Here is a 25912-nt window from a genome sequence, read left to right as displayed (position 1 = left end):
AAATGCCGCAATTAAAGGCCTGACAGAAGACCGCACTCGATCACACGTTCATATGGGCAAAAACTTCTTGCATAACGGGCGGCAACCACAGAAGTGCTAGTACATTTGGAATTGGCGACGCTGTTCAACATAAATTTCTGGTCGTCGCAACTCTGTTAATGGGTACCAATCCCTCACCTGTCTTATGCGGTCAAGATCAATCTCGATCGTTGTGCAGCACTCAGCATCGGGTGCCGTCGCGGCGATCACTCCCCATGGATCGACGATCATGCTGCGCCCGACAAACTGGGCATTCGATTTGGGCTCCCTGCCGTATAATCCGGTAGCGGCGATGAACAGTTGGTTATCCGTGGCACGCGTTCGGAGTGTGAACTCCCAGTGATCTAATCGCGGTGACGGAAAAGCGGTGGGTAAGGCCACGACTTCCGCGCCCATGAGTGAAAGCTCCCTGAAAACTTCGTGGAATCTGAGATCTGCACAAGTCGCCACGCCAAGTTTGCATTTCGGAGTTTCAACGACAAATAGGCTGTTCCCGGGCTCGATTTTACCAGGTTCACCAATGCCTGCAGCAATATCTGGGCCGTTTCCCGGAGAAAAGAGGTGCGTCTTGCGATAATTGAAAAGGATTTCGCCGTCTGGGCCGATCAATGGAGCACTATTATAGATCAGTCCTCCCTCACCCTCTTCGAACATCGAGCCGACGACACACATCGAATAACAGCGTGCTTTTTCTGCGAGCCGTCTTGTCGTTTCCCCGGGGATTTTTTCGGCAATACGTCGATATGCCTTCGGATCACTCGCCCCACTCCCGGTCATGACCTCCGGAAGAACGACAAGATCGGAGCCACGTTGGCCCGCGACATCCAGAAGAGCGCAAAGCTTATCGACGTTGGCCTGGTTGTCGTCATCAACTGCAGTGATCTGTATGACCGAAACTGTCATCCTTCTGGGATTCATTCTGGGTTCCTTTGTGCTGTTGTTTACGACCTTGGTGAGCCGGTGATCGATAAGATCATGATTCAAAAGAGAGTATGAGAGCGCAGATTTGATTCCGTCATATCTGCGCTCTCATAGAGAACACGCTTCAAACAGTGAGCGCGACGCCATCGTAGCCGGGGTCTGCCCCACCGCGCCACTCGGAGCCATTTCTTGCAATGACGTGCACGCCCGAGAACGTGTAGCTCTCCGCGAGCCGCCTGATTTCATAACCTTCGTTCCGCAAGTCATCGGTCAGATATCCGGGAATACGATTACAGACCTCGATCGTATTGTAGGTTCCGCTGAACCGCGGCGCATAGACGGCTTCGACCGGCGACATGCCGTGATCGATGATGTTGAGCAGGACCTGAAGAATACCCATGGCGATCTGGGTGCCGCCCGGAGCCCCGATGACGATCTGCGGCGCGCTGTCCTGGAATACAATGGATGGAGCGATGGAGCTGAAGCGGCTTTTTCCCGGAGCGAGCGAACCTGCCCTGCTAGGCCGCGGATCGAAGACGCTCATGCAACCGTTGTACATGAACCCCAAACCCTCGGTGATGACGCCCGATGGCGTACCGAGCGAATGAGTCATAGTAACGGCGTTGCCCGCATCGTCCACAACGCCAACATGTGTCGTGTATTTGCTCTCGCTATTACCGGCATAGCGCTCGACCGAGGCTTTTTCCCCGTTCCGGATGCGTGCTGCGATTTCTTCGGCGTAAGGCTTGCCCATCAGCATATCGTAAGGAACGTCGAAGAACGACGGGTCGCCAAGGAAACGGTCCTTGTCGATCGTCGCGTATTTCATCGCTTCGGCAACGATGCGAATATAATCCGCGCTATTATGTCCGAGTTGTGCGAGATCGAATTGCTCAAGCACGTTCAACATCTCGATCAGCATCATGCCGCCGCCGGGCGGCCTGTTAGTCGCTAGTTCCAATCCGCGATAGGAGGATGTCAAGGGCTTATAGCGGCTCGTGCGATAGCTGGCGAGGTCCTCAAGCGTTATTAAACCGCCGTTCGCCTGCATGTCAGCGACCATCTCGCGGGCTATATCGCCCTCATAGAATATGTCCGCCCCGTGCGCGGCGATCCGCTTCAGGGTCTCTACCATATCGGGGTTGCGCAGAATTTCACCCGTGGCGAGCGGCATAGCACGATCATCAAAATAGATTTCCCGACCGGACTTGCTGAATGCCATCCGTTCGCGATTGGGAATCCGCCCGGATTTATCATCGAGGTTCCACCACATGTTCATATGCGGTCGGACCCTGACACCCGCCTGTGCATGTGCGATTGCCGGAGCAACGATTTCAGACCAAGGCATCGTACCGAATTCTAGTTGCGTTTCGTAGTAAGCTTTCAGGCTGCCGGGCACCGCAATCGACTGATACCCTACGTCGTTGACGCGGCCACGTAGCACGAAGCCGAAGCCGTCAAAGGTTTCCTCTTCGATGAGATCTTCCCACATGTCCGGTCGTGTTGCTGCCGGCGCCTTGGCGTGAAAATCGATGCATGTGTGAACGCCACGCTGCGGAAGATAGAGCTGGAGGCTGCCAAAGCCGGCAATTCCGCATTGCTGTGGATCTACGACGCCTTGAACGAGCGCACTCGCTATAGCTGCATCCACGACGTTGCCGCCTGCGCGCAGAATGACTGCCCCGGTCTCGGCTGCTTCGGGTTGAGCTGCAACGATAGTTCCTTTGGTCATGGTCAGTGCTCTCAATTGAAACGTGAATATTGCCCCCCGCCGAGGTCGACCGACAGGAGTGTCGCTTTTGCTGGATCAGTTCGTCCGGCGCTCTAACCGTGAAAGAATGTCTGCGGCGCTTGATCCAAGCCACAATTACATTGAGTTGAAAAAAAGAAGATATTCAAAATTGCCTCACCTACCCATCTGAGTTTCAGATAGCTCTCTTCCACCCGATCTTGCAGCAAGTTTCACGACTCGTCTGATGCCGTACTTTATCTTGGCGTAATTAGAATGGATTACAGCGCGCACTCGAAGACATAAGGCTTGTGGCCAGGGGCAGACCCGAGCTCTGTAAATTCCATCACAGGCTGTCACGAAGGCATCTGTTTATCCGATACCATGTTGCCAACATAACCGAACTACCTTGTCTCCGGAAACGATCCTACACTTCCAGCCGTGACATACAGAACACTTCCATCGGCCTAACATCAGATGAAAGCCGACGGGAATCTGTGCGAGGGCGTAAAAAAATCAATAAAGGGAACAACGATGAAGCTGATCAATGTTAGGAACAAAATCAGAATGGGCGCCGCGACGTCCGCGATTGCGGCAGCCCTTATATTCAGTTCAGGCAACTCAGTATTGGCCGAAACGACCATCCAGGCGGTCATGCATGCACCTTTACGCGTCCTCGACCCTGTAATGTCGTCGGCTTACATCTCACGCGATTTCGGCTACATGATCTACGACACGCTCGTCGCAATGGACGAAAAGTTTCAGATCAAGCCCCAGATGGCGGACTGGAAGATTTCCGATGACGGGCTCGTTTACACATTTACACTCCGCGAGGGGCTTTTGTGGAGCGATGGCACGCCTGTGACCGCAGAAGATTGCGTGGCCTCACTGCAGCGTTGGGAAAAGCGCGATTCTATGGGACAGGTGCTTGCAAAAGCAACTAAGAGTCTGGAAGCCACAGACGCCAAGACCATCACCTTGACGCTGTCCAAGCCAGTCGGGATCGTACTTGAAGCCCTTGGGAAACCGTCATCGCTCGTACCGTTCATGATGCCAAAGGCGGTTGCCTCAACCCCTGCCGACAAGCCTATTACGAGCTTTGTCGGCTCAGGCCCATTCAAATTCGTTGAAAGCGAGTTCCAGCCGGGCGTCAAAGCCGCTTTCGTCAAAAATGAGAAATACGCTCCACGTGCTGAACCACCGAGCTGGCTTTCAGGCGGCAAGGTTGTCAAGGTCGATCGCGTCGAATGGATCGTCATGCCCGACGCCCAGACCGCGATCAATGCGCTGGCGAACGGCGAAATCGACTATATCGACGAGCCGCAGATCGACCTTCTGCCGCTACTTGACGGCAACAAGGAAATCATTGTCAAAAATAACAATCCATTCGGTCTGCAGATTCTCGGCCGAATGAACTTTCTCTACCCTCCTTTCGACAATGTGAAGGTCCGTCGCGCCGCTTTCCTTGCCATGTCCCAACCGAGTTTCATGGCAGCGATGTCAAGCGATCCGTCGCTCACCAAGGTTTGCGGCGCCGTCTTCTTCTGTGACACACCTCTTACGACCGAAGCCGGCAGCGAGACACTCATCGCCGGTTCCGGGATGGAGCAGGCCAAAGCCGCGCTCAAGGAATCCGGTTACGATGGAACTCCGATCCGCATCATTCAGCCAACCGACGTCAATACCCAGAAACCGCAACCGATTGTCGCTGCACAGCTTCTCCAGGAAGCCGGCTTCAAGGTACAGCTGTTGCCAATGGACTGGCAGAGCGCCGTCGCGCTTCGTAACAATCCGAAACCACCGTCCGAGGGCGGCTGGAACATGGCCTTCACAGGGCTAGGCGGCATGGATGTATCCAGCCCCCTGACGAGCCTGCCGTTGAACACGGTCGGCAAGGACGGCTGGCCAGGTTGGCCAAAAGACGACAAAATCATCGAACTGCGGGAAGCCTTCGCGCTTACAAAGACGCCTGAAGACCGGCGGAAAGTGGCTGAAGAATTGCAAAAGCGGATCTACGATCAAGTAATCTATATCCCGCTCGGCCAGCTCAAGACGCCAGCCGCCTGGAGTGCAAAGCTCCATGGCGTACTCGACGGCCCTGCCGTTCCGTTCTTCTGGAATATCGAAAAGAAAGCGGATTGATGTATCGTCGGGACGCGCGCTACTCAAGGAGCGCCGTCCCGATCGAAATCATTCGGTACTTACGGTAAAACACGCGAAGGGAAACTCGACGTGCTCAGGTTTGTCGTAGGACGACTTATTGCCACTATACCCGTTATTTTTGTGGTCGCTTTGGCTATCTTCCTGCTGGTCAGGCTTGCACCCGGAGATCCAGCAGTACTCATCGCAGGTGACAATGCAACACCGCAGCAATTGGAGATTATAAGGGCGAATCTCGGCCTTGATCAACCGTTGATCGTGCAGTTCGGCAAATGGCTGGGACAGATTGCCGCCGGTGATCTTGGTACATCCATCATGTCGCAGACGCCTGTCGGCAAGATCATTGCCGACCGTATCGGCCCGACGCTGAGCCTGGCCTTTACCACCATCGCCCTTTCTGTTCTCGTTGCAGTGCCACTCGGGGTCCTGGCTGCCGCCAGACATGGCACTGCGATAGACAGAATCGTCATCGCAATCTGCGTAATCGGCTTTTCTGTCCCGGTTTTCGTGATCGGCTACACTCTTATGCTGTTCTTTTCGATAGAGCAGCGTTGGCTTCCCGTTCAGGGGTTCCGCGGTATTAGCGAGGGCATCGCACCGTTCGCACGTTACATCGTGCTGCCAACCGTGTCGCTGTCCGTCCTTTATATAGCTCTGATTGCGCGCATCACCCGCGCAAGTTTGCTAGAGGTCCTGAACGAAGATTTCATTCGCACCGCCCGCGCCAAAGGCGTTTCGGAAACGAAAGTGCTTGTCAAACATGCACTGCGCAACGTCACCGTGCCGGTCATCACCGTAATCGGCATCAGCTTCGCGCTCATGCTGGGTGGCGTGGTCATCACAGAAAGCGTTTTCAACATTCCTGGCCTTGGAAGACTGACTGTCGATGCCGTCATGGGACGCGACTACCCTGTAATACAGGCGCTGACGCTTCTCTCGGGACTCTTTTACGTTCTCGTCAATCTTCTGATCGACTTGGCCTATGTCCTCCTCGATCCAAGGGTCCGCTACGAATGACTGTCGCTTCGTCTCCTCAATCAGACCGCACTCCCCTGCACCGGTCTGTCCATAAAAAGATAGGGAAAACGCTGTTGAACTGGAAACGACTGGATCCAATAACGCTGTCGGCTGCACTCGTTCTCTTCCTGGTCGTTGCAACCGCCATTTTCGCACCGCTTATCGCCGGGCAAGATCCTGTAAAGCTCGACCCGCTGTTGCGCCTGAAACCTGCTAGCGCCGAGCACTGGTTCGGTATGGACGCTTACGGGCGTGATCTCTTTTCACGCGTAGTCTACGGCACGAGGATCGCCTTGGGAATCGGGATCGGCGCGATGGTCGCAAGCATTGCCATAGGTCTGGTCATCGGTCTTCTGTGCGGTTATATTCGGATATTCGACAGCATTGTGATGCGGATCATGGACGGCATCATGGCTATACCGGCAGTCCTGCTGGCAATTACGATCGTCACGCTTCTCGGGGCGGGTTTCTGGACAGTCCTGTTAGCCATCATCATTCCCGAAATACCACGCGTGGTCCGGCTCGTGCGCGCAGTCGTCCTCTCGGCCAGAACGGAATTCTACATCGAGGCGGCTATCGTTCTCGGCAGCCGCACTGGAAGGATACTATGGAAACACCTCGTGCCAAGTACCATCGCGCCGCTGATCGTTCAGGGCAGCTATATCTGCGCCTCCGCGATACTGACCGAGGCCGTGCTGTCTTTTCTCGGCGCGGGCATCAGCCCATCAACGCCCACATGGGGCAACATCATCGCTGATGGCCGCAGCTTCTTCCAGATCAAGCCCGCGCTCATCTTCTGGCCAGGAATTATGCTTTCGGCGACGATTCTGGCGATCAACATCATCGGAGACTTCATGCGCGACGTTCTCGATCCGAAGAGCAACAAGAGGGAAGCGGGCAAATGAACGACGAAAAGCAAAAGCCGTTTTTGTCTATCCGCAACCTGACCGTCGGCCCTGTCGCAAGCCAGACGCCACCCATCGTGTCAGACGTATCGATCGATGTCTTCGCAGGCGAGATAATGTGTATCGTCGGAGAGTCTGGCTCTGGAAAATCGGTGACCTCCCTTGCCACCATGGGACTGCTTCCCAAGGGTGTGCTGAAGCCCCGCGGCGGACACATACAGCTTGGCGGAAAAGACGTGCTGAATGCATCCGACAAGCAGTTCCGTGAATTGCGTGCGACCACCGTGGCCATGATCTTCCAGGAGCCGATGACGGCCTTGAATCCCGTGGTAAAAATCGGAGAGCAGCTCGAGGAAGTTCTCAAAACGCACACGAACATGAAACGCTCGGCTCGCAAGGCACGTATCATCGAAATAATGGAAGAAGTGCATCTGCCGGATATCGAACGCATCTATGTCTCCTATCCGCACCAGCTTTCCGGTGGCCAACGGCAGCGCATCATGATTGCAATGGCGCTGCTCCTCGAGCCCAAGTTGCTGATTGCCGATGAACCGACGACTGCTCTCGATGTGACAACCCAGAAGCAGATTATCAAGCTCATCGACGAGCTGCGCCTGAAGCACGGCATGGCGGTCCTCTTCATCACCCACGACATGGGTGTGGTATCCGATATCGCCGACCGTGTGACGGTCATGCGCGCCGGCAAGGTCGTCGAAGCAGGCGCGACGATGGACATTCTTAAAAGCCCGAAGTCCGACTATACCTGCAACCTCCTCAAGGCCGTGCCGAGCCTTGTGCCGCGAGAGCCTCGACCAATGTCATCCGAGACAAAGGTATTGAACGTTGCCAATCTGTTCAAATCCTACAGTATTCGCACGATGCTCGGGCGCGCCCGCACGATCGATGCTGCCGCGGATGTTTCCCTGCAATTGCAACGCGGTAGAACCGTGGGGATAGTCGGCGAATCCGGCTCGGGAAAATCGACCGTGGCGCGTTGCATCATACGCCTGCAGGATCCGACGAGTGGCTCCGTCCACCTTCACGATACCCGTATCGACAATCTCTCCAACAATCCGCTTCGATTGCAGCGACGCCGCATACAGATGGTATTTCAGGATCCGAACCGATCACTCAACCCGCGCATAACCGTCGGCGAATCGATTATCGAGGGACCGACCAATTTCGGAGTGGCGCGTAATCAGGCTCTTGCAGAGGCAAGGGAGTTGCTGCAACTCGTGGGCCTTCCCGAAGATGCAGCCGAGCGCTATCCGCACCAGTTTTCAGGCGGCCAGCGACAGCGTATAGCCATCGCGCGGGCGCTTGCACTCAAGCCGGAGGTTCTGATCGCCGACGAAGCCGTATCGGCTCTCGACGTATCCGTTCAGGACCAAGTCCTTAAACTTCTGGCTCAGGCTCAAGAGCGTCTCGGTCTTGGTATCCTTTTCATCACCCACGATCTCAGGGTAGCGGCACAAATCTGCGACGAGATCGTCGTGATGAAGTCCGGGCGGGTCGTGGAGGCAGGTCCCACCTCGACCGTGCTCCTGTCGGCGAAAGCAGAATACACACGCAGCCTGATAGAAGCAGCACCTGGCAGACATTGGGATTTTGCGAATTTCAGGCCTGTCCGCAGTATGTGAGCCGCGACGAGCACCAAGAGTGACTGTTCTGACCCCGGACCAGAAGCCTGCCGCGCCAGATGAGGACGAAAAGATGGGTTTTCGCTGTAACGTTGAACGCACGGACTACATTGCCATTCCATTGCCCAACGGGATTACATTGGGGGCAAAACTCTGGCTTCCTATAGAACCGGGCGGCCGAAAAGTCCCTGCCATCATCGATTATCACCCGTATAGAGGCTGCGACTTCACGGCGGCAGCCGACGAGAGAACCTATGCAGAACTTGCTGCACGCGGCTACGCCTGTATCAAGCTTGACGCGCGCGGAACCGGCAATTCGAGCGGCCTCCATGTCGATCAGTTCGCGCAGGCCTATTGGGAAGACGCCTGTCACGCGCTCGACTGGATCGCCCGCCAGCCCTGGTGTTCCGGGCGCACCGGGATGACAGGCTTGTCCTGGCCAGCGCACGCCAGTCTGATGGTCGCCTGCGAACAGCCATCATCGCTTGGCGCCATATTGCCCGTCAACGCCGCCGACGATCGCTATCTCAACCGCCATCAAGGCGGATGCCTTCTCGTCTACGCTGCCTGGCACGGGCCGGTTCTTGCCGGCATGCACGCCAGACCACCCCTGCCTTGGGTGGTTGGCGAGGACTGGAAATCGATATGGATGGAGCGGCTAGAGGCATATCGCAACTATTTCGAATTTTGGTCGCAGCATCCGCTGTCCGATACCTATTGGGAACCAGGCTCCGCTGCCCGAGACTATAAACGCATCAAGGTACCTGTGCTGATGGTTGCTGGATGGGCAGACTCCGGTTACGTCGTCAACATCCCGCGCGTTCTGACGATGCTCGACGCTCCATCGAAAGGTATCATGGGTCCATGGGGGCACAGCATGCCGCAAGAGGCACTGCCCGGACCGGGAATCGATTTCGTAAGCCTCGCCGATCGGTGGTTCGGACATTGGCTGAAGAACGAGGACAACAAAGCCAGCGACGATCCCGTCGCCCGCAGTTGGCTGGTCGATGGAACAGCAGGTCCAAATCCGAGTAGCCCCACTCGCCCCGGGCGCTGGGTCGCGGATTTCGAGTGGCCGCCATCCACCACACGGATCGAACGATGGAACCTTTCACACACCGGACTGTGTCAAGATGCCCCTGAAATCGCCTCACCGTGCTTTCGCTCGATTCGCTCAAAACTGACCAGCGGATGCGCTGCTGGCGAATGGATGCCGTGGTACCCAACCGGATTGGCCCCGCATATGCCGGAAGATCAGCGCACGGATGACGGCCAATCGCTCTTATTCGACAGCCCGCCAGTAGACGCAAGTATCGACCTGCTTGGCGAGGTCGAAGTCGCCCTGCGGGTAAGTTCGGACTGTGACGTCGGCCAGGTCGTGGTTCGTTTGTGCGATGTCGCACCGGACGGATCTTCCACACGTATCGCGTTCGGTTTCGTCAGTTTGCGTCAACGCGAAGGCGATGCCAGGTGCGCCGATATAGAGCCGGGTGTTTTTTACGACGTTTCCGTCAAGATGTTCCCGGCTGGCTGGCAGGTGGCGAAAGGGCATTCGTTGCGGCTGGCTATCGCGACGAGCTATTGGCCAGTCGTTTGGCCGGAGAGCAAACCGGCAACGCTGTCCATCGATCTCGGTGCAAGCTCTTTGCGCCTGCCGGTCAGATATGCCGCGACGGCGGACGACAACACGCTCGGCATACCACCGGACGAAACCGCGAAACGCGCAGTCGCATCACTGGCGGCGCCCCATATGACGAGACGCCGCGACTTCGACGTCGCCACCGGCACCATGAGCATCACCGTCGATGAAGATTGCGGATCAACGCTTGATCTTGAGACGAACCTTGAAACGTCTTCAAAGACGCTCAGGCGTTTCACGATCCAGACAGACGACCCACTCAGCGCCGAATGCCTTTCATCCGCCACCTGGTCCATGTGCAAGGATGATTGGCATTGCACGGTAAGCGTGGAATCCACTACGCGTGCCGACGCCGACAACTGGGTCATTGCCACTCATCTCGTTGCAAGGGAGAGGGCGGAACTGGTGTTCGAAAGACACTATGAGCGAAAGATCCCACGAGAACCGGTTTGATTTTCGGCAAATTCCGTCGAGCTTTGCTGGATGCGGTCCTGAATGTGAAAATGCGTCACACCTTTTCCTGTCCGTAACAGCGACGGAATTTGATTTTTTCGGTCAATCATCAATATGAACAGGGTTCGGTCAAATAAAAACGGTGCTGAGCGCGGCTACAGTCGGCGGTGCGAAGCATACGTCTGCACCCCTTCAAAATGAGAACTCATCCTAAACGCATCGCGCAAAAATATGCGCCAGCTTGCCACGATGAGAACAGATAAAGCAAAACAGCAAACAGCAAATCGCGTCGCGTGATTTTTTTCACGCGACGCGATTTAAATATCTGATTTACCTCCGATGTGTTTTCATCGCGAGAGCGGTGAGCGATATACGATCACACTGACATGCAGACGTATTTGAGTTCCAGGAACTCTTCCATGCCATATTTTGAACCTTCACGTCCAAGGCCAGACGACTTTACGCCTCCGAATGGCGCTTCTGCCGTAGAGATAAGGCCGGTATTGACACCGATCATACCGTATTCCAGCGCTTCGGCCACGCGAAAGACACGGGCGAGATCACGCGCGTAAAAATACGACGCCAAACCAAATTCCGTGTCATTTGCCTGACGAATGACATCATCTTCATCGGTAAAGCGGAAAAGCGGTGCGACGGGACCGAACGTCTCTTCGTTCGCGAGCATCATTTCGCTGGTGACATCCCCAAGCACGGTAGGCTCGAAGAAGTTCCCGCCCCTCTCATGAAGCCTCCCGCCCATCATGATTCGAGCCCCTTTTGACCGAGCGTCGGCGATATGCTCCTCGATCTTGCCGACTGCGGCACTGTCGATCAGCGGGCCCAAGGTTACGTCGGGTTCCATACCGCTGCCTACGCGCAATTTCGCTATCGCAGCACAGAGCTTATCCGCATAAGCCTCGAAGACCTTGTCCTGAACATAGATTCGGTTGGCGCACACGCAGGTCTGACCGTTGTTGCGGAATTTGGAGACGATCGTCCCTTCAACTGCCGCATCCAGATCGGCGTCATCAAAGACGATGAATGGCGCGTTGCCGCCAAGCTCAAGCCCCATCTTCTTGATCGTCGGGGCACTTTGACGCATCAATTCGGCACCAATATCAGTTGATCCGGTAAACGTTACCTTTCGAACGATAGGGTTTGACGTCATTTCGCCGCCGATCTCTCTTGCTGCTCCGGTCACAACGCTGAAAAGTTCCGGAGGTATGCCCGCACGCTCGGCAAGAACAGCGAGCGCAATCGCCGAGAACGGTGTTTGCGACGCAGGTTTCAAAACCACACCGCATCCCGCACCCAGTGCCGGCGCGGCCTTTCGGGTGATCATTGCGTTCGGGAAATTCCATGGGGTGATGGCAGCCACAACGCCGATCGGCTGTTTCATCACGAGGATGCGTTTGTCCGGCTGGTGGCCCGGGATAATGTCGCCATAGATGCGGCGCGTCTCTTCGGCGAACCACTCCACAAAACTGGCGCCATAGACGATTTCGCCCTTCGCCTCATTCAATGGTTTGCCTTGCTCGAGCGTGAGAATCTCCGCAAGATCGTCCTTGTTTTCGATCATAAGCTCGAACCAGCGCCTAAGAAGGCCGGAGCGCTCCTTCGCCGTTCGGGCCGCCCATGCGGGCATCGCCCGTTGCGCTGCTTCAATTGCCTCGCGTGTTTCAATCGCTCCCAGTTTGGGAACGCGCCCGAGAAGGCTGCCATCGGCTGGATTGATGACGTCCACAGAGGGACCATCCCCGGCTTCGATCCATTTTCCGCCCGCTAAGGCGGCTTGTCTGAACAAGGTGCTATCTTTTAGAGCCATGGTGGCTATCCTCTGCAGAACGGGTGCGTATTCGACTAGCGTGCGATTTCAAGTAATATTTCATTCGTGATATAGTGGGTACCCTGGCTCGAGCCCGCAGAACCTACGCCAATGCCACGTGCGCAGACGCGCTCCACAGTCGCCATGATTCTGGCGGCGAGTTCGGGCTGTCCCAAATGCTCGAACATCATCGCAGCCGACCATATCGCGGCAATCGGATTCGCCGCATCCTTGCCCGCGATGTCTGGTGCCGAACCATGAACAGGTTCGAACATCGACGGCGAGCGCCCGGTCGGGTCTATGTTGGCTGATGCCGCAAATCCAAGTCCACCCTGTATAGCTGCGCCGATGTCGGACAGGATATCGCCGAACAGATTGGATGCCACGATGACGTCCAGCGTCTCCGGGAACATGACCATTCGGGCAGCGAGTGCATCGACGTGGTAGCTTCGTACCTCTACGTCCGGATATTCCACGGACATCTGCCTTGTCACATCGTCCCAAAAGACCATAGAATGGCGTTGCGCGTTGGACTTCGTCACCGAAGCAAGTTGCTTCCTGCGCTTTCGCGCCATTTCGAAACCGTATCGGAGAATTCGTTCCACGCCTTGGCGCGTGAAGACGGCAGTCTCGATCGCCACTTCATTTGCCGTGGCACGGTGTACCCTTCCACCCGCACCTGAATATTCTCCTTCCGTATTTTCGCGGATACAGAGGATATCGATATTCTCAGCACGAAGGGGGCCGGTCACACCGGGTAGAAGCTTGTGAGGTCGGACGTTCGCGTAAAGGTCGAACTCTTTTCTGATGCGCAGCAAAAGTTCATGCAGCGAAACGTCGTCGGAAACCTTCGCCGGCCACCCGATCGCACCAAGCAAGATTGCATCGTAGCTCCGGAGTGTTTCTATGCCATTCGCGGGCATCATGGCTCCGGTTTTCAGATAGTGGTCGCAGGACCACGGAAATGTCGTTGCCGAAAGGCCGATATTACAGGTTGCCGCAGCGGCAAGTGAAACTTCCCAGGCTGCGGCAGTCACCTCGACACCTATCCCATCTCCGGGAATAATTGCTATGTTGATATCCGTCATGCTCATAATCCGTGCGTGTACTTGAACAACCCATGGTGCGACGTTGCGCGGACCATGGGACTGTGAGAGGGAGATATTAGGCTGTGTTGCCGCCATCAGTACTAAGGATGTTGCCTGTCGCAAACGTCGCCTGAAACGCAACGAAAGCTATGAAGGCCGCGATTTCGTCCGGGCTACCCATGCGCTTCATTGGGATTTTGCCGACAATTTCCTCACGTACCCGCTGGGTGCCGCCGAACCACTGAAATTCAGATTCCATCATCGGCGTGTCGACCGGGCCGGGGCATACGCAGTTGACGCGTACGGTGGGCGCCAATTCCAGAGCGAAAGCGCGGGTCAGTCCAACAACACCAGCTTTCGCCGCGCAGTAATGAGAGTACATCGGCGCACCCTTGAATGACAAATCCGAGCCAATGCTAATCATGCTGCCGAACCCCTGCCCCTTCATCCGCAAGCCCGACTCTCGCATTACATGAAAAGTGCCCGACAAATTGACGTCAATCTGCTCGCGCCATTTCGCAACGGTCATTTCCTCAATGGAGCTCGGCGTAAGAATACCCGCGGCATGGACCAGCGCGTCGACATTACCGAGCCTGCCCCATGCCTTCGCGGTTGCTTCAGCAGTGGATTCCGCGTTCGAGATATCCGTAGTCACAGCAGTGGTTTTTGAGGGCAACTCGTTTCCAAGGTCGATAAGCTTTCCCTCGTTTCGCCCCATGATAACAAGCTCAACGCCTCGAGCGGCCAGATGGCGAGCAACTGCATGCCCGATACCGGAACTTGCGCCGGTAACAATTGCTTTCTTGCCTGCTAGATCCATCATTTTTCTCGCTTTCTATTTCTGGTCCGAAGTGAGCGCCTGAATGTCGATTGCCCCTATCATTCGCCTTTGCGAAGAAAGTCAGCCATTCGTTCCCCAATCATGATGCAGTTTGCGTTGAGGTTGGCGCTAACGATGGTTGGCATGATGGAGGCATCGGCGACGTAAAGACCTTCCAGACCGTGAACGGCAAGTCGGTCCGTTACCACCGCCATCGGGTCCCGCCCCATCTTGCACGTGCCTGCTGGGTGGTAGATACCGATCGCGGTGCGACGGACGTAATCACGCCACTCGTCCTCGGTCTGGACTTCTTTTCCAGGGAACATTTCGCCCGTAACGAACTGGCGCAACGGCTCCGTATCGAAAATGCCACGCAAGATTTTCGAACCGGCCACAAGGGTGTCGATGTCGCGTTCATCGCCGAAAAGGTTGGATTGTATACGCGGTTGGTCCCGATAACTCGGCGATCTTAGCGTAATCTCACCACGCGAATGTGGGCGATGAATGTTCGTAATTCCGGTGACCGCCGGCTTGTCAAACATGATCGGCCCGTCTTCGCCAAAGTCGTATCCGACGGGTGTAAAGTGGTATTGGAGATCGCAATGGCTCAGATCCGGCCGCGAGCGTGTGAAGCCGATGATATGAGTATCCGGCGTGCTTCCAGGTCCACGACCAAAAAGCAACCACTGGGCACCGAACATCGCCTTGTAAAAGAGGTTCGTTTGAACATTGTAAGTGGCTCTGTTCACAAAGGCTGTATGGTTGGTGCCCGGGTGATCCTGGAAGTTCTGGCCGACCCCGGGCAGATCGTGAACAACATTGATCCCATGGCTTCGCAGATGGCTGGCGGGTCCCACGCCTGACAACATCAGAATTTGAGGCGAGGCGAGCGCACCTGCGGACAAAACAATGCCGCGGCGAGCCTTAACGACGCCCGTCCGCCCATTTTTTTCATACTCTACCCCAACCGCTTTCTTGCCATTGAAGATGATGCGCGTTACCCACGCGTGGGTGCGAATGTCGAGGTTGCTGCGCGAACGTGCTGGCCAGAGAAAAGCGCGCGCCGCACTGCAACGTCTGCCACGGATTTGCGTTGCCTGCACAAATCCGACGCCGTCATTCGGAGGTTGGTTGATGTCTGTGGTTCGCTTGAGCCCGTATTTCGAAGCAGCCTCCAGAAATGCGTTCGAAATTGGATGGCCGGCTCGCAGGTTGGACACCTTTAGAGGACCACCGGCACCGTGGAACTCGCTCGCACCGTTTTCGTTGTCCTCGGATTTACGGAAGTAGGGCAGTACGCTTTTGAAATCCCAATCCCTGTTGCCCAAGGCTGCCCAATCGTCGAAATCCCGCGGCTGGCCACGAACGTACAGCATGCCATTGATCGAGCTCGATCCCCCCAGCGTTCTGCCGCGTGGCATATCGTCCTCACGTCCGAACCGGGTGGGATCTGCCTCACCTTTGAAGCACCAGTCGTACTTCCTGCTCCCAATTGCGTAAAGATAGCTCGCCGCAGGCATCTGGATAATTGGGCTTTTGTCAGAACCTCCCGCTTCGAGAACGACGACACGCGACCACGGATTCTCCGATAAACGCGCAGAAACGACTGCACCGGAAGAACCCGAACCAATTACGACATAATCTGCCTCGGACATTGGTGACTTATCCTTTTCTATAGTCGCTTTGCCGGTCTCCCTACAATCGCGGCTGGAACCTCCGGTTCGTCAGGCAAATTTTGCCAGAACTGCAAGCACGGGCCGCTGGCTTTGTCGATGAGACATAAAGCCTTGAGCGATCTCCCCCGCGAAAGCGATGGACTAAGTTGATTGTAAAATCGAGTTCGGGGACCGGAGAAGTATTTTTTGCCGTTGCGGAGATATCGATTCTGCCGATACGTTAACTCAGCTAGTGATAGCGCACAAAGATAAGAGCGTACGGAAATGCGCTCAAATGAATGGGAACAGTTATGTATTTTACGTTCAGACAGGTGCAGTATTTCGTCCTGACAGCCGAACTTGGCACCATATCCGGCGCTGCGACGGCTGCACGAATCTCGCAATCCGCGATTACCGAAAGCATCCGGCAACTCGAAGAGCAGGTCGGAAGCGCGCTTTTTTCCCGCCACGCCCGGGGGATCGCGTTGACCTATGAGGGGCATCGCTTCCTGCGTCATGCAAAACTCATCATTTCCACTGTCAAGGATGCAGAGGACGCCTTCACGGCCAAGATCGACAGCGTGTCAGGAAGTCTTCGCCTTGGGGTGACGAACCTCGTTGCCGGCTATTTTCTTTCCGACATTCTAGCCCGGTTTCGGCGGGTTTTTCCTGAAGTCGCGGTAGAAGTGGTTGAGGATCATCGAAGATATATCGAACACCTCCTCATCAGTGGCGAACTGCAACTCGCACTCATGGTAATATCCAACATCGAAGAGCAGTTCGCCCTGTCGGTCGATCCGCTCGTGCGGTCGAGATTTAGAGTTTGGGTGGCCCCAAAGAATGCCCTAGCCGACAAAAGCCGCGTTAAATCGTCCGACCTGCGCGACCAAAAGCTTATTTTGCTGGCAAATGACGACTTGCTGGAATCAATCTCAGGCTGGCTGCAAAGCGAAGAACTGATCGACCGGGTTTTCTTGAGAACGACTTCGGTGGAAGCAGTCAGAAGCCTTGTCGGCACCGATACCGGCGTCGCTATCATGCCAGATCTCGCCTTCCGGCCCTACACTCTCGAAGGCGATCGTCTTGAAGCCCGCCCGGTCGAAGGCCTTTCGGTTACTCTGGATGTCGGCCTAGTATGGCGACAAGGGTCGCCGGATACCGACCAAGCCGAAATTTTCAAGACCGTAGCACGCGATTATCATGCGAAACGATAGTCCGGCGAGATATCGATAAAACCGATATCCCATCCCAAGCATTTCGTAATTTCCCTTCCCTCACTTCCGCGACACACTACTGAGGATTGGATCACGGCACTGAAATCCAGTGTCCGCAGATTGCCCATTGGTCAGGGAGACATTTAATGGATATGGTTACCACTCCGGTTTTCTCGACGAAGCTGCTCATTAACGGTGAGCTCGTCGATGGAACAGGTGGCGAAGAAACGATTCTGAACCCGGCGACAGGCATGCCTCTCGTTTCCATCAAGGAAGCGAGCCGGGAGCAGGTCAACGCCGCAGTGGCAGCCGCGCAGGCCGCCTTCAAAACCTGGTCGCTTACGACGCCACGACAGCGCTCGGAGCTTCTTCTTGATGTTGTCGAACACCTCAAGAAGAATATCGAGACCTACGCGCGCCTTGAGTCCCTCAATTGCGGCAAGCCTTATCTGGGCATGCTTAATGGCGAAATGCCAGCCATAATCGATGCCATTCGCTTCTTCGCCGGTGCTTGCCGCGTCCTAAATGGAAGTGCTGCAGGCGAATATGTCGAAAATCACACGTCTATCATCCGCCGCGATCCGGTCGGCGTTGTAGGGTCGGTTGCTCCCTGGAACTTCCCGCTGATGATGGCCGCCTGGAAGGTTTTCGCACCGATTTCGGTCGGCAACACGGTTGTCGTCAAGCCGTCCGAACAGACTCCGCTCACCCTTCTGCGCCTCTGCGAATTCCTGGCAACCCTCCTGCCCAAGGGCGTCGTTAACGTCGTCACCGGCCGTGGAGAGTCTGTTGGCTCGACGCTTGTTTCGCATCCAGGTGTTTCGATGGTTTCATTGACGGGTGACGTTACGACCGGCCAGAAGGTGCTGCAGTCCGCCGTCACCACGCTGAAGCGCACTCATCTGGAGCTTGGCGGAAAAGCGCCGGTTATCGTCTTCAACGATGCCGATCTGGATGCTGTCGTCGAAACGGTTCGCATGGCGGGCTTTGAAAATGCCGGCCAGGATTGCTGCGCGGCCTGCCTAGTCTATGCCCAGTCAGGTGTTTACGACAAGGTCGTTGAGAAACTCAACGCAGCAATCAAAACCATTCGCAGCGGCGCACCTGAGAACGAACAGACCGAACTCGGTCCGCTTATCAGCCAGCGTCAACGGGACCGCGTCGAAAGCTTCGTTCAGCGTGCCCGCACCTCAAAGCACATTGAAGTCCTGACGGGCGGCAGGCCCACGTCCGGAGACGGCTTCTACTACGAGCCCACTCTCGTCGTCGGCGCCAATATCCAGGATGAAATCGTGCGTCGCGAAGTGTTCGGTCCGGTCGTTGCGGTATCCCGCTTCGAAACCGCGGAAGAGGTTGTCGATTGGTCGAATGAAAGCCACTACGGCCTGGCGTCTTCCGTATGGTCTTCTAATACCGCCACCGCGCTCAAGGTCGCAGCTCGTCTGCGTTATGGCACGGTCTGGGTGAACCAGCACTTCACGCTATTGAGCGAAATGCCGCACGGTGGACTGAGACATTCCGGTTACGGCAAGGACCAGTCCATTTACAGCCTTGAGGACTATACCTCGATCCGCCACGTAATGCTCAACTTCTCGTAACGGAGCCAACAGTGGCCACGGCGATAGATCGTACCCGTCTTATTCCATTCGATCGGCAGACGACGGGTACAATCGCTCCACTCGGGGAGGCTGGTTGGTGCATGGAAATCTTCTCCTCTGCTCCATCCAGATCGCCATGGTCCAGGCAACGAAAAAGAGTACGGGCAATCCTATATGCAGCTCGGGTGTTGTGGTGGAAGTCGGCCTTCGGCCATCAATCGCTTCAACGCCGCTGCAACAGAGCAAAAGGAGGTAAAAATGCATAAAGAAGACCTCCTCGAAAGATTTGATGGAGGTGGGGATAGTACTTTCTCGCAGGTCGGGGAGCACGAAGTCTCACGGATACTCGAACAGCATTGGCAAGTCCGCGGAAATGTCAGAAGCCTTGTGTCGGAACGTGACGAAATTCTGGAAGTTGTCGCGGATGACGATCGCCATTTCGTGTTGAAGATCTACAGCGCATCGGAGTCGCCATCCTTGGCTGACTTGCGCGCACAGGCTTGTGTTCACATTGCGGAAAAGGATCCCGCCTTGCCGGTGCCGAAGATAGTCCGCACTGCGGGCGGCCTACAGGCGGTCGCGAGGATGGAGAGCGGCGAAGACCGTGTCGTCCAACTCATGACTTTTCTTGACGGCGTATCGCAGGTCACCACTCTAAAAAGCAGCCAGCAGGCATTTGAGATCGGCAATGCCCTTGCAAGAACGGCAAGCGCCCTCGCTGATTTCAAACATCCCGCCGATCGCCGCAATCTCGTGTGGGACCTCGCGAATGCGGCAAACGTCCGGCCGCTGCTTCCCGAAGTCTACGCCGGTCGTTGGCACATGCCCCACCAGATCTTGCAGCGATTTGAGGACCATATACTCGAAACGCTGCACGACCTCCCGATGCAGGTGATCCATAACGACTTTAATGGGCACAACCTTCTTATGCATTCCGAAGACGTGACAAGGATCACCGGCATTATCGATTTCGGCGATGTAACGAGAAGTCAGCGGATCAACGACGTCGCTACAGCCGCATGTTATCAGTTGCGCCTTGACGAACCGGGCCTTTCCGGCGCGCTCGACGTTGTGCGAGGCTACAATGCCGTCACGGCACTGGATTCGCGTGAGATCGCGATCCTGCCGGACCTCATACTCACCAGACTAGCGATTGCGGTCGCCATTACGGAATTCCGTGCAGTCCGCCTTCCGGAGCGCGCAAGCCAGATACTCAAGAACACCGGCTACGCATGGCGCGCCCTATCGCACTTAACGGACCTCGACAAAAACTGGGCAGTCGATCGGTTTTTCGCTGTCTGCGACAAGGAGACTTCCTCATGACCAAGCCGCTGATGATTAATGCGTTCGACCCCAGTGCAGTCGATGGGCTAAACACTGAGACGCTTCAGCTCATCGAACGGCGCAATAAGGTCCTCGCGCCGTCCTATAAACTCTTTTACGAAACGCCGGTCCATGCCGTTTCGGCCGAGGGCGTATGGATCACCGACGGCCGCGGACAGCGCTATCTGGACGTCTACAACAATGTGCCTTCCGTCGGCCATTGCCATCCACGGGTGGTCGAGGCGGTTTCCCGGCAGATGGCCGTGCTCAACACCCACACACGTTATCTCAACGATGTCGTACTGAGCTATGCCGAGAAATTGCTCGGACATTTCCCGTCCGAACTTTCGAATGTCATGTTTACCTGCACGGGCAGCGAATCTTCCGATCTCGCCATGCGCATTGCCAAAACCCATACTGGCGGCACGGGTATAGTCGTGACCGAAAATGCGTATCACGGCATCACCGAGCAGATAGCTCGAATGTCTCCTTCCCTCGGCACCGGCGTTGCGCTCTGGCCCGACGTGCGGACCGTTCCGGCCCCGGATGCATACCGCATCGGGGATGAAAACGTCGCCGAAGTCTTCGCTGCCTCCATCAAGGAAGCCTTCGAAGACCTATCGCGCCACGGCTTCAAGCCTGCCGCTTTCGTCGCCGACATGATCTTTTCCTCCGATGGCATTTTTGCGGATCCTGCAGGCTTCCTGAAGCCCGCTCTCGAAGCTGTCCACGCGGCAGGCGCCCTGTTCATTGCCGACGAAGTCCAGCCTGGATTTGGACGAACCGGCCCGATGTGGGGATTTGCACGACACGGCATTGTACCCGACCTCGTCCTTATGGGTAAACCGATGGGTAACGGCTTGCCGATCGGAGGGGTGGTTGCACGTCCGGAAATTCTGGGCGAATTCGCAACAACTGCTCGGTATTTCAATACGTTTGGTGGGAATCCTGTTTGCTGCGCCGCCGCCCACGCCACGCTCTCCGTGATCGAAGACGAAGGGCTTGCCGATAATTCCGTGAAGGTCGGCAATTATCTACAGGCCGGTCTTCGTGAACTGACAGCAGGTATGGCTGCAACCGGCGACATCCGAGGTGCCGGCCTGTTTGTTGGGCTGGACTTTGTAAAGGATCCCCAGACCAAAGAGCCGGACGGGGATCTCGGTCTTTTCGTTGTAAATGAGCTGCGCGACAGGAACATCCTGATCAGTGCGAGCGGTGTTGAAGGCAATGTTTTGAAGATCCGTCCGCCTCTTCCATTTTCGACAGAACATGCAGACATCTTCCTGGAGGCATTCCAGGACGTCATTCGCAGCCCTGAGTTCCAGCGGAAGGCCGCCGTATAAAAAACCGGCCACCTTTCACGGGGTGACTATCGTTCAACATATATTCGGGGACACAGCATGAGCTTCGTTCAAATCAGCAACGTCACAAAGTCCTTCGGTCATTATGCGGCTGTCAACGGGATCAGTCTCGACGTAGCTGATGGCGAATTTCTTGTTTTGCTGGGCCCATCAGGTTGCGGCAAGTCCACATTGATGCGGATGATTGCCGGTATTGAAACCGTGACGTCAGGAGCCATCAGAATCGATGGCAAGGACGTCACGGACCTCTCGCCAAAGGACAGAAATGTCGCAATGGTCTTCCAGACCTACGCGCTTTACCCGCATCTCACTGTCCGCGCCAACATCGAATTTCCATTGAGAAAGATGAAGCTGGACCGCAAGCAGATCGAGGAACGCACACTTTGGGCGGCGCGTATGTTCAGGATCGAGAGGCACCTCGACCGCAAACCAAAGCAACTTTCGGGTGGCGAGCGCCAGCGTGTCGCCTTGGCACGAGCATTGGTGCGCAGTCCATCCGTGTTTATGATGGATGAACCACTGTCCAACCTCGACGCGAAGCTGAGGGCAACAGCTCGACAGGAAATCCAGCAGTTCCAATCGGAAACCAAAGCAACCACGATATATGTCACACATGATCAGGTCGAAGCCATGTCTCTGGGACATCGAATTGCCGTCCTGTCCGAGGGTGTCGTCCGGCAGGTGGGGACACCGGATGAAATCTACAATCGTCCGGCCGACATGTTCGTTGCAACATTTGTCGGATCACCCGCGATGAACCTTGTTCCACGTGGCGATGTCCTTGAAGGCTTCCGTCCAGAGCAACTCCTCGCCGATGATCTGGTATCCGAAAAAGGCGCGACCAGAGAGGTCAACATCATCGTGCGGCGGGTAGAAAAACTGGGCTCTACTCAGCTCGTCTACGGCACACTGGACGGCGCGGACGACGTGCAAATCGTAGCTGACGTGCCTGCTATGGCTGGCGGCAAGTTTACGATTGGAGAGCGTCAGACATTTCGGGTGCCGCTCCAAGAAATTCACTCGTTCGACAAATCAACCGGAAAACGGCTGGAAACAAGTGCTGCTGTCGCAGCCTGACAAATCTGCGAACGGTTTTGGGAAGAACGCAGTGACCCGTGCGACTGGGCGCACGGTTTTATGGGGACGTGCGTCCGGTCCCCGAGCATTGCCGCATTTAAAATAAAAACGGATCGATCAGTCAAAATCGGAAAACGATAGGGGAATGAATTATGACAACTACACCTCGTTTCACAGTTCCGCATATATCGCGCCGCTTCCTCCTGCAATCGAGCGCAATCGCACTCGCCGCCGCCGCGTCGCCTTCAGGCTTGTTCGCACAAGGCAAGACTGTCGTTACACATTCGAACTGGCGTTCGACGGAGATGCCGGAAATTTTCCTGAAGGTTTTCGACGATTATCGCAAAGCCAATCCGCAAGTCGATTTACAGGTCGAAGAGATCGGCTTTATTGAATACATCAAGAAAATGGAGCTTTCCGGCCAGGCCGGTGCATTGCCGGACACGTTCGAGCTCTGGGTTCCCACACAGCTCGCTCGCTTTGTCGAGGAAGGCTGGATCGCTCCGCTCGACGAACTGATCGACGCAGACAAAGCGGCCGGAAACGATATCCTTGGCGCCTACGAGCCGTGGGCAGACACGGGCTACAAGGGTTCGACCTACGTCCTTCCCTCGCTCGGTCTCACCAACGTCCTCCTCTGGAATAGGACGGCATTCAAAGAAGCCGGCCTTCCAGACCGCGCTCCCGAGACCATCGACGAGATGCTCGAATTCTCAAAGAAACTGAACAAGCCACCGGAAATGTATGGCCTCGGCCTCGATGGCAACGGTCCCGAGCTTTGGCTAGCTCTTGCCTGGATGTTCTATGCGAATGAAACCCGCATTGGCCGCGTTGGTGGAGACTTCCAGATCAACAAGCCAAAAGCGGTCGAAACCGTTCAGTTCATCGTGGATCTCGTGAACAAGCATGGTGTCGTACCTTCGTTCACGACGACCGACTTTGAGAAGCTGCGGAGTTCGTTTGCGACTGGCCGTGTCGCCATGATGCCGGACTGGAATGGCGTTCCGGCGGTGATCGAGGGATTGAAACCGACCTTCGAGTGGGCCATCTCGCCGCTGCCGAAAGGCAAGACGACCGGGGCAATGCTGATGGGCGGTGACAGCACCTATGCGATCAGTACCAACGCGAAAGACAAAAAAGCTGCTTGGGAATTCATTAAGGTCCTCGCAGCCCATGACACCCAGCAGGCGATCGCCGACAAATGGCCGTTCCTCATCACCCGGAAAGAAATATGGGATGAGGTCCAGAAGGGCACGGTAGGCACATCCGACTCGCTGAAGGTCGCGTTGGAGCAATCCCAGCGCCCGAACGCCTACGATACCTACAGTGAAATGCCCCCACAGTTACTTCAGGCGGTAGACATTTTCCGAACCGAACTTCATGGCGTCGTTGCCAAACAACAGACGGCCCAAGAGGGAATGGACAAGGTAGCCGCAAAATGGGCGGACCTCTACCAGCAATGGGACGACAGCTACGGCGAACTCGGAGACCGCTATACTCGATAGACAAGGACGACGGACGTGCGCGGCCGATGGGCCACGTAACAGTTTGAAAGGAGTGCGCCGTGACCTTCGATAGTCTTGCATCGCGGAAAAGACCGTCCGCCGTCCGCCGCGTGATACGTGGCAACTACCATACTTATATTATGCTTGGGCTTTTGCTGGGCATAATGCTGCTGCCCATCGCTTATATGATCATCATAGCTATAACGCCGGCAGACCTGCTTTTCAAACAGATCATTCCCGAACGCGTGACATTCCAGAACCTGCTAAAAGTTTTCTCGACAGAAGAACTGGTCTTACCGTTCCGAAACTCAGTCGGGATTTCCGCTCTCACTGCGTTTTTCACGATTATTTTGGCTGCACCCGCCGCATATGGCATGTCACGCTATAGAGTAGGCCTATCCGGAACACTTATCGTACTGCTGCTGTTCACCCAGGTCATCCCGGTCGAAATTCTGGTTCTGAGTTACTTCCCTTTCCTGAAATCCAGTGGCCTGGTCGATACCTGGGCCGGACTGATATTTCTGGACACCACGCTGACCGTACCGTTATGCACCCTCATCCTGAAGTCCATGTTCGACGGGGTGCCTGAAGACATCGAACAGGCTGCCCGCATCGACGGATGTACGTCTCTGGAATGCTTTTTCCGGATTACCCTTCCGCTGAGCTGGGGTGGTATTCTGGCAACCTTTATCTTCGCGTTCCTGATGGCCTGGCAGGAGTTCCTTTACGGATTGACGTTCACCGCTTCGCTCAATGCGCGCCCGATTACGGTCGCGCTCAACCTCCTGATTGGTCACTATACGATCAGTTGGGAAGCTCTTATGGCTGCAAGTTTCCTATCGGCATTTCCCTTGCTGGTCGTTTTCGCCTTGTTCCAGGGTGTTTTCATCAAGGGCATGGTTGCAGGAGGTGTGAAATGATAATCGAACAACAGTCGCATGTACCTCTGGTTTCCGTCGGCGAAAATCGTGTGAAGCTCGCCAGAGCTTACCGCCGGGAATGGGCCTTCTTTGTAGGTCCGACATTCCTGTTTCTGGTTGTCACCGGGATATTCCCGTTGGTGGCAAGCATCTACACCGGCTTTTTTCAGACTCGACGCGGGGAGCAGTTTTTCGTCGGCTTTACGCACTACAAATGGGCTCTCCAAGACGAGCTTTTCTGGGCATCGACCATCAACAGTTTCATCTTTACCGGCGGTACCGTTGTCGGGCATCTGCTGATCGGCTTGACCTTCGCACTTCTATTGAATTCGGCGAAAAGCATGCAGTCTTTCTGGAGGGGGTTGCAGTTTATTCCCTGGTTATTCCCGCCGGCCGCTGTGTCGATCCTCTGGATATTGATCTATCAAGGTCAGTTCGGGCTCCTGAACTCCCTGCTTCGCGGCGCCGGTCTCGGCAGCTGGGCGATCGACTGGCTTGGGCAACCGTCCTCCGCACTGGCGGCAGTAACGATTGCCAGCATATGGAACTGGTATCCCTTCCTGACACTGATTTTGCTGGCTGCCCTGCAAAACATACCCGATGATCTCTATGAGGCCATGGATGTTGATGGAGGTGACGCTTGGGACAAATTCCGGCTTGTCACCCTTCCCCACCTTGCCCCGGTCATGCTGACAGCATGTTTGCTCGATTTCTTCTGGACGTTCCGGTTCTTCGATATGACCTGGATCATGACGAAGGGTGGCCCCGGCAGATCTTCGGAAGTGCTGGCGACCTATCTCTACAAGCTGGCGTTCCAAGAATACCGCTTCGACCGGGCAGCAGCGGTGGGCGGCCTCATTCTTCTGATGATGGGGGTTCTGACGGGACTTTATCTGATCGCGTACCGATACGTTGAAAACCTCTCGGGGCGACAGCGAGCTGCGTTGCATACGGTCTAAGGCGATTTTGCATCCGGAAATGCTTTTAAAAACGCCTCTCATCGAGTGCAGGCTGATTTTAAAT

19 protein-coding genes are annotated in these 25912 nt (G+C 55.6%); 13 read left to right on the top strand and 6 right to left on the bottom strand.

Going from position 1 to position 25912, the window contains the following annotated elements:
- Window positions 1-96: 96 nt before the first annotated feature.
- Window positions 97-957: a carbon-nitrogen hydrolase family protein gene (locus ACI2KA_RS24180; protein ID WP_404504992.1), complete on the bottom strand. Its 861-nt coding sequence runs from the start codon at window positions 955-957 to the stop codon at window positions 97-99.
- Between the two features lie 127 nt (window positions 958-1084).
- Window positions 1085-2692 carry a gamma-glutamyltransferase gene (gene ggt, locus ACI2KA_RS24175; RefSeq protein WP_404504991.1) on the bottom strand — a complete coding sequence of 536 codons (1608 nt, stop codon included), beginning with the start codon at window positions 2690-2692 and terminating at the stop codon, window positions 1085-1087.
- Window positions 2693-3223: 531 nt separating this feature from the next.
- On the opposite strand from ggt, the gene ACI2KA_RS24170 reads away from it, so the two are divergent.
- The 5 genes from ACI2KA_RS24170 to ACI2KA_RS24150 all read left to right on the top strand — a co-directional run bounded on the left by ACI2KA_RS24170 (window position 3224) and on the right by ACI2KA_RS24150 (window position 10503).
- On the top strand, window positions 3224-4831 hold the full coding sequence (locus tag ACI2KA_RS24170; protein ID WP_404504990.1) for an ABC transporter substrate-binding protein: 1608 nt from the start codon (window positions 3224-3226) through the stop codon (window positions 4829-4831).
- Window positions 4832-4921: 90 nt separating this feature from the next.
- A complete protein-coding gene (locus ACI2KA_RS24165) occupies window positions 4922-5866 on the top strand; it encodes an ABC transporter permease (protein ID WP_404504989.1) in 945 nt (314 codons plus the stop codon).
- A complete protein-coding gene (locus ACI2KA_RS24160) occupies window positions 5863-6771 on the top strand; it encodes an ABC transporter permease (RefSeq protein WP_404504988.1) in 909 nt (302 codons plus the stop codon). Before ACI2KA_RS24165 ends, ACI2KA_RS24160 begins: the two co-directional genes overlap by 4 nt.
- Complete coding sequence (locus ACI2KA_RS24155) at window positions 6768-8411, top strand: dipeptide ABC transporter ATP-binding protein (RefSeq protein ID WP_404504987.1); 1644 nt, start codon at window positions 6768-6770, stop codon at window positions 8409-8411. The genes ACI2KA_RS24160 and ACI2KA_RS24155 overlap by 4 nt, the downstream gene beginning before the upstream one ends.
- A 19-nt stretch (window positions 8412-8430) precedes the next feature.
- Window positions 8431-10503: a CocE/NonD family hydrolase gene (locus ACI2KA_RS24150; protein WP_404504986.1), complete on the top strand. Its 2073-nt coding sequence runs from the start codon at window positions 8431-8433 to the stop codon at window positions 10501-10503.
- A gap of 376 nt (window positions 10504-10879) precedes the next feature.
- Here the strand turns inward: ACI2KA_RS24150 and gabD are convergent, their stop codons facing one another.
- The 4 genes from gabD to ACI2KA_RS24130 form a co-directional block, all read right to left on the bottom strand.
- Window positions 10880-12328, bottom strand: a complete 1449-nt coding sequence (gabD, locus tag ACI2KA_RS24145) for an NADP-dependent succinate-semialdehyde dehydrogenase (RefSeq protein ID WP_404504985.1) — start codon at window positions 12326-12328, stop codon at window positions 10880-10882.
- Between the two features lie 35 nt (window positions 12329-12363).
- Window positions 12364-13416 carry a tartrate dehydrogenase gene (locus tag ACI2KA_RS24140; RefSeq protein ID WP_404504984.1) on the bottom strand — a complete coding sequence of 351 codons (1053 nt, stop codon included), beginning with the start codon at window positions 13414-13416 and terminating at the stop codon, window positions 12364-12366.
- Between the two features lie 76 nt (window positions 13417-13492).
- Window positions 13493-14239, bottom strand: a complete 747-nt coding sequence (locus ACI2KA_RS24135) for an SDR family NAD(P)-dependent oxidoreductase (protein WP_404504983.1) — start codon at window positions 14237-14239, stop codon at window positions 13493-13495.
- Window positions 14240-14295: 56 nt separating this feature from the next.
- The gene (locus tag ACI2KA_RS24130) at window positions 14296-15891 is read right to left on the bottom strand and encodes a GMC family oxidoreductase (protein WP_404504982.1); all 1596 of its coding nucleotides are present in this window, start codon (window positions 15889-15891) and stop codon (window positions 14296-14298) included.
- Window positions 15892-16202: 311 nt separating this feature from the next.
- Here ACI2KA_RS24130 and ACI2KA_RS24125 point away from each other — a divergent pair, with 311 nt between their 5' ends.
- The 8 genes from ACI2KA_RS24125 to ACI2KA_RS24090 all read left to right on the top strand — a co-directional run bounded on the left by ACI2KA_RS24125 (window position 16203) and on the right by ACI2KA_RS24090 (window position 25848).
- Window positions 16203-17105, top strand: a complete 903-nt coding sequence (locus ACI2KA_RS24125) for a LysR family transcriptional regulator (protein WP_404504981.1) — start codon at window positions 16203-16205, stop codon at window positions 17103-17105.
- Between the two features lie 146 nt (window positions 17106-17251).
- Window positions 17252-18703 (top strand): gamma-aminobutyraldehyde dehydrogenase, encoded by a 1452-nt coding sequence (locus ACI2KA_RS24120; RefSeq protein ID WP_404504980.1) that lies wholly within the window; start codon window positions 17252-17254, stop codon window positions 18701-18703.
- Window positions 18704-18961: 258 nt separating this feature from the next.
- A complete protein-coding gene (locus tag ACI2KA_RS24115; RefSeq protein WP_404504979.1) occupies window positions 18962-20026 on the top strand; it encodes a phosphotransferase in 1065 nt (354 codons plus the stop codon).
- A complete protein-coding gene (locus ACI2KA_RS24110) occupies window positions 20023-21369 on the top strand; it encodes an aspartate aminotransferase family protein (RefSeq protein WP_404504978.1) in 1347 nt (448 codons plus the stop codon). Before ACI2KA_RS24115 ends, ACI2KA_RS24110 begins: the two co-directional genes overlap by 4 nt.
- A gap of 57 nt (window positions 21370-21426) precedes the next feature.
- Complete coding sequence (locus tag ACI2KA_RS24105) at window positions 21427-22464, top strand: ABC transporter ATP-binding protein (protein WP_404504977.1); 1038 nt, start codon at window positions 21427-21429, stop codon at window positions 22462-22464.
- Window positions 22465-22616: 152 nt separating this feature from the next.
- Window positions 22617-23969: an ABC transporter substrate-binding protein gene (locus ACI2KA_RS24100; RefSeq protein ID WP_404504976.1), complete on the top strand. Its 1353-nt coding sequence runs from the start codon at window positions 22617-22619 to the stop codon at window positions 23967-23969.
- A 59-nt stretch (window positions 23970-24028) separates the two neighbouring features.
- Window positions 24029-24889: a carbohydrate ABC transporter permease gene (locus tag ACI2KA_RS24095; protein WP_404504975.1), complete on the top strand. Its 861-nt coding sequence runs from the start codon at window positions 24029-24031 to the stop codon at window positions 24887-24889.
- Window positions 24886-25848 (top strand): carbohydrate ABC transporter permease, encoded by a 963-nt coding sequence (locus tag ACI2KA_RS24090; RefSeq protein ID WP_404504974.1) that lies wholly within the window; start codon window positions 24886-24888, stop codon window positions 25846-25848. Before ACI2KA_RS24095 ends, ACI2KA_RS24090 begins: the two co-directional genes overlap by 4 nt.
- Window positions 25849-25912 lie beyond the last annotated feature (64 nt).

It is taken from the genome of Agrobacterium sp. NPDC089420 (assembly GCF_044900305.1).
GTDB lineage: Bacteria > Pseudomonadota > Alphaproteobacteria > Rhizobiales > Rhizobiaceae > Agrobacterium.
This window is presented reverse-complemented; position numbering and strand designations above follow the sequence as displayed.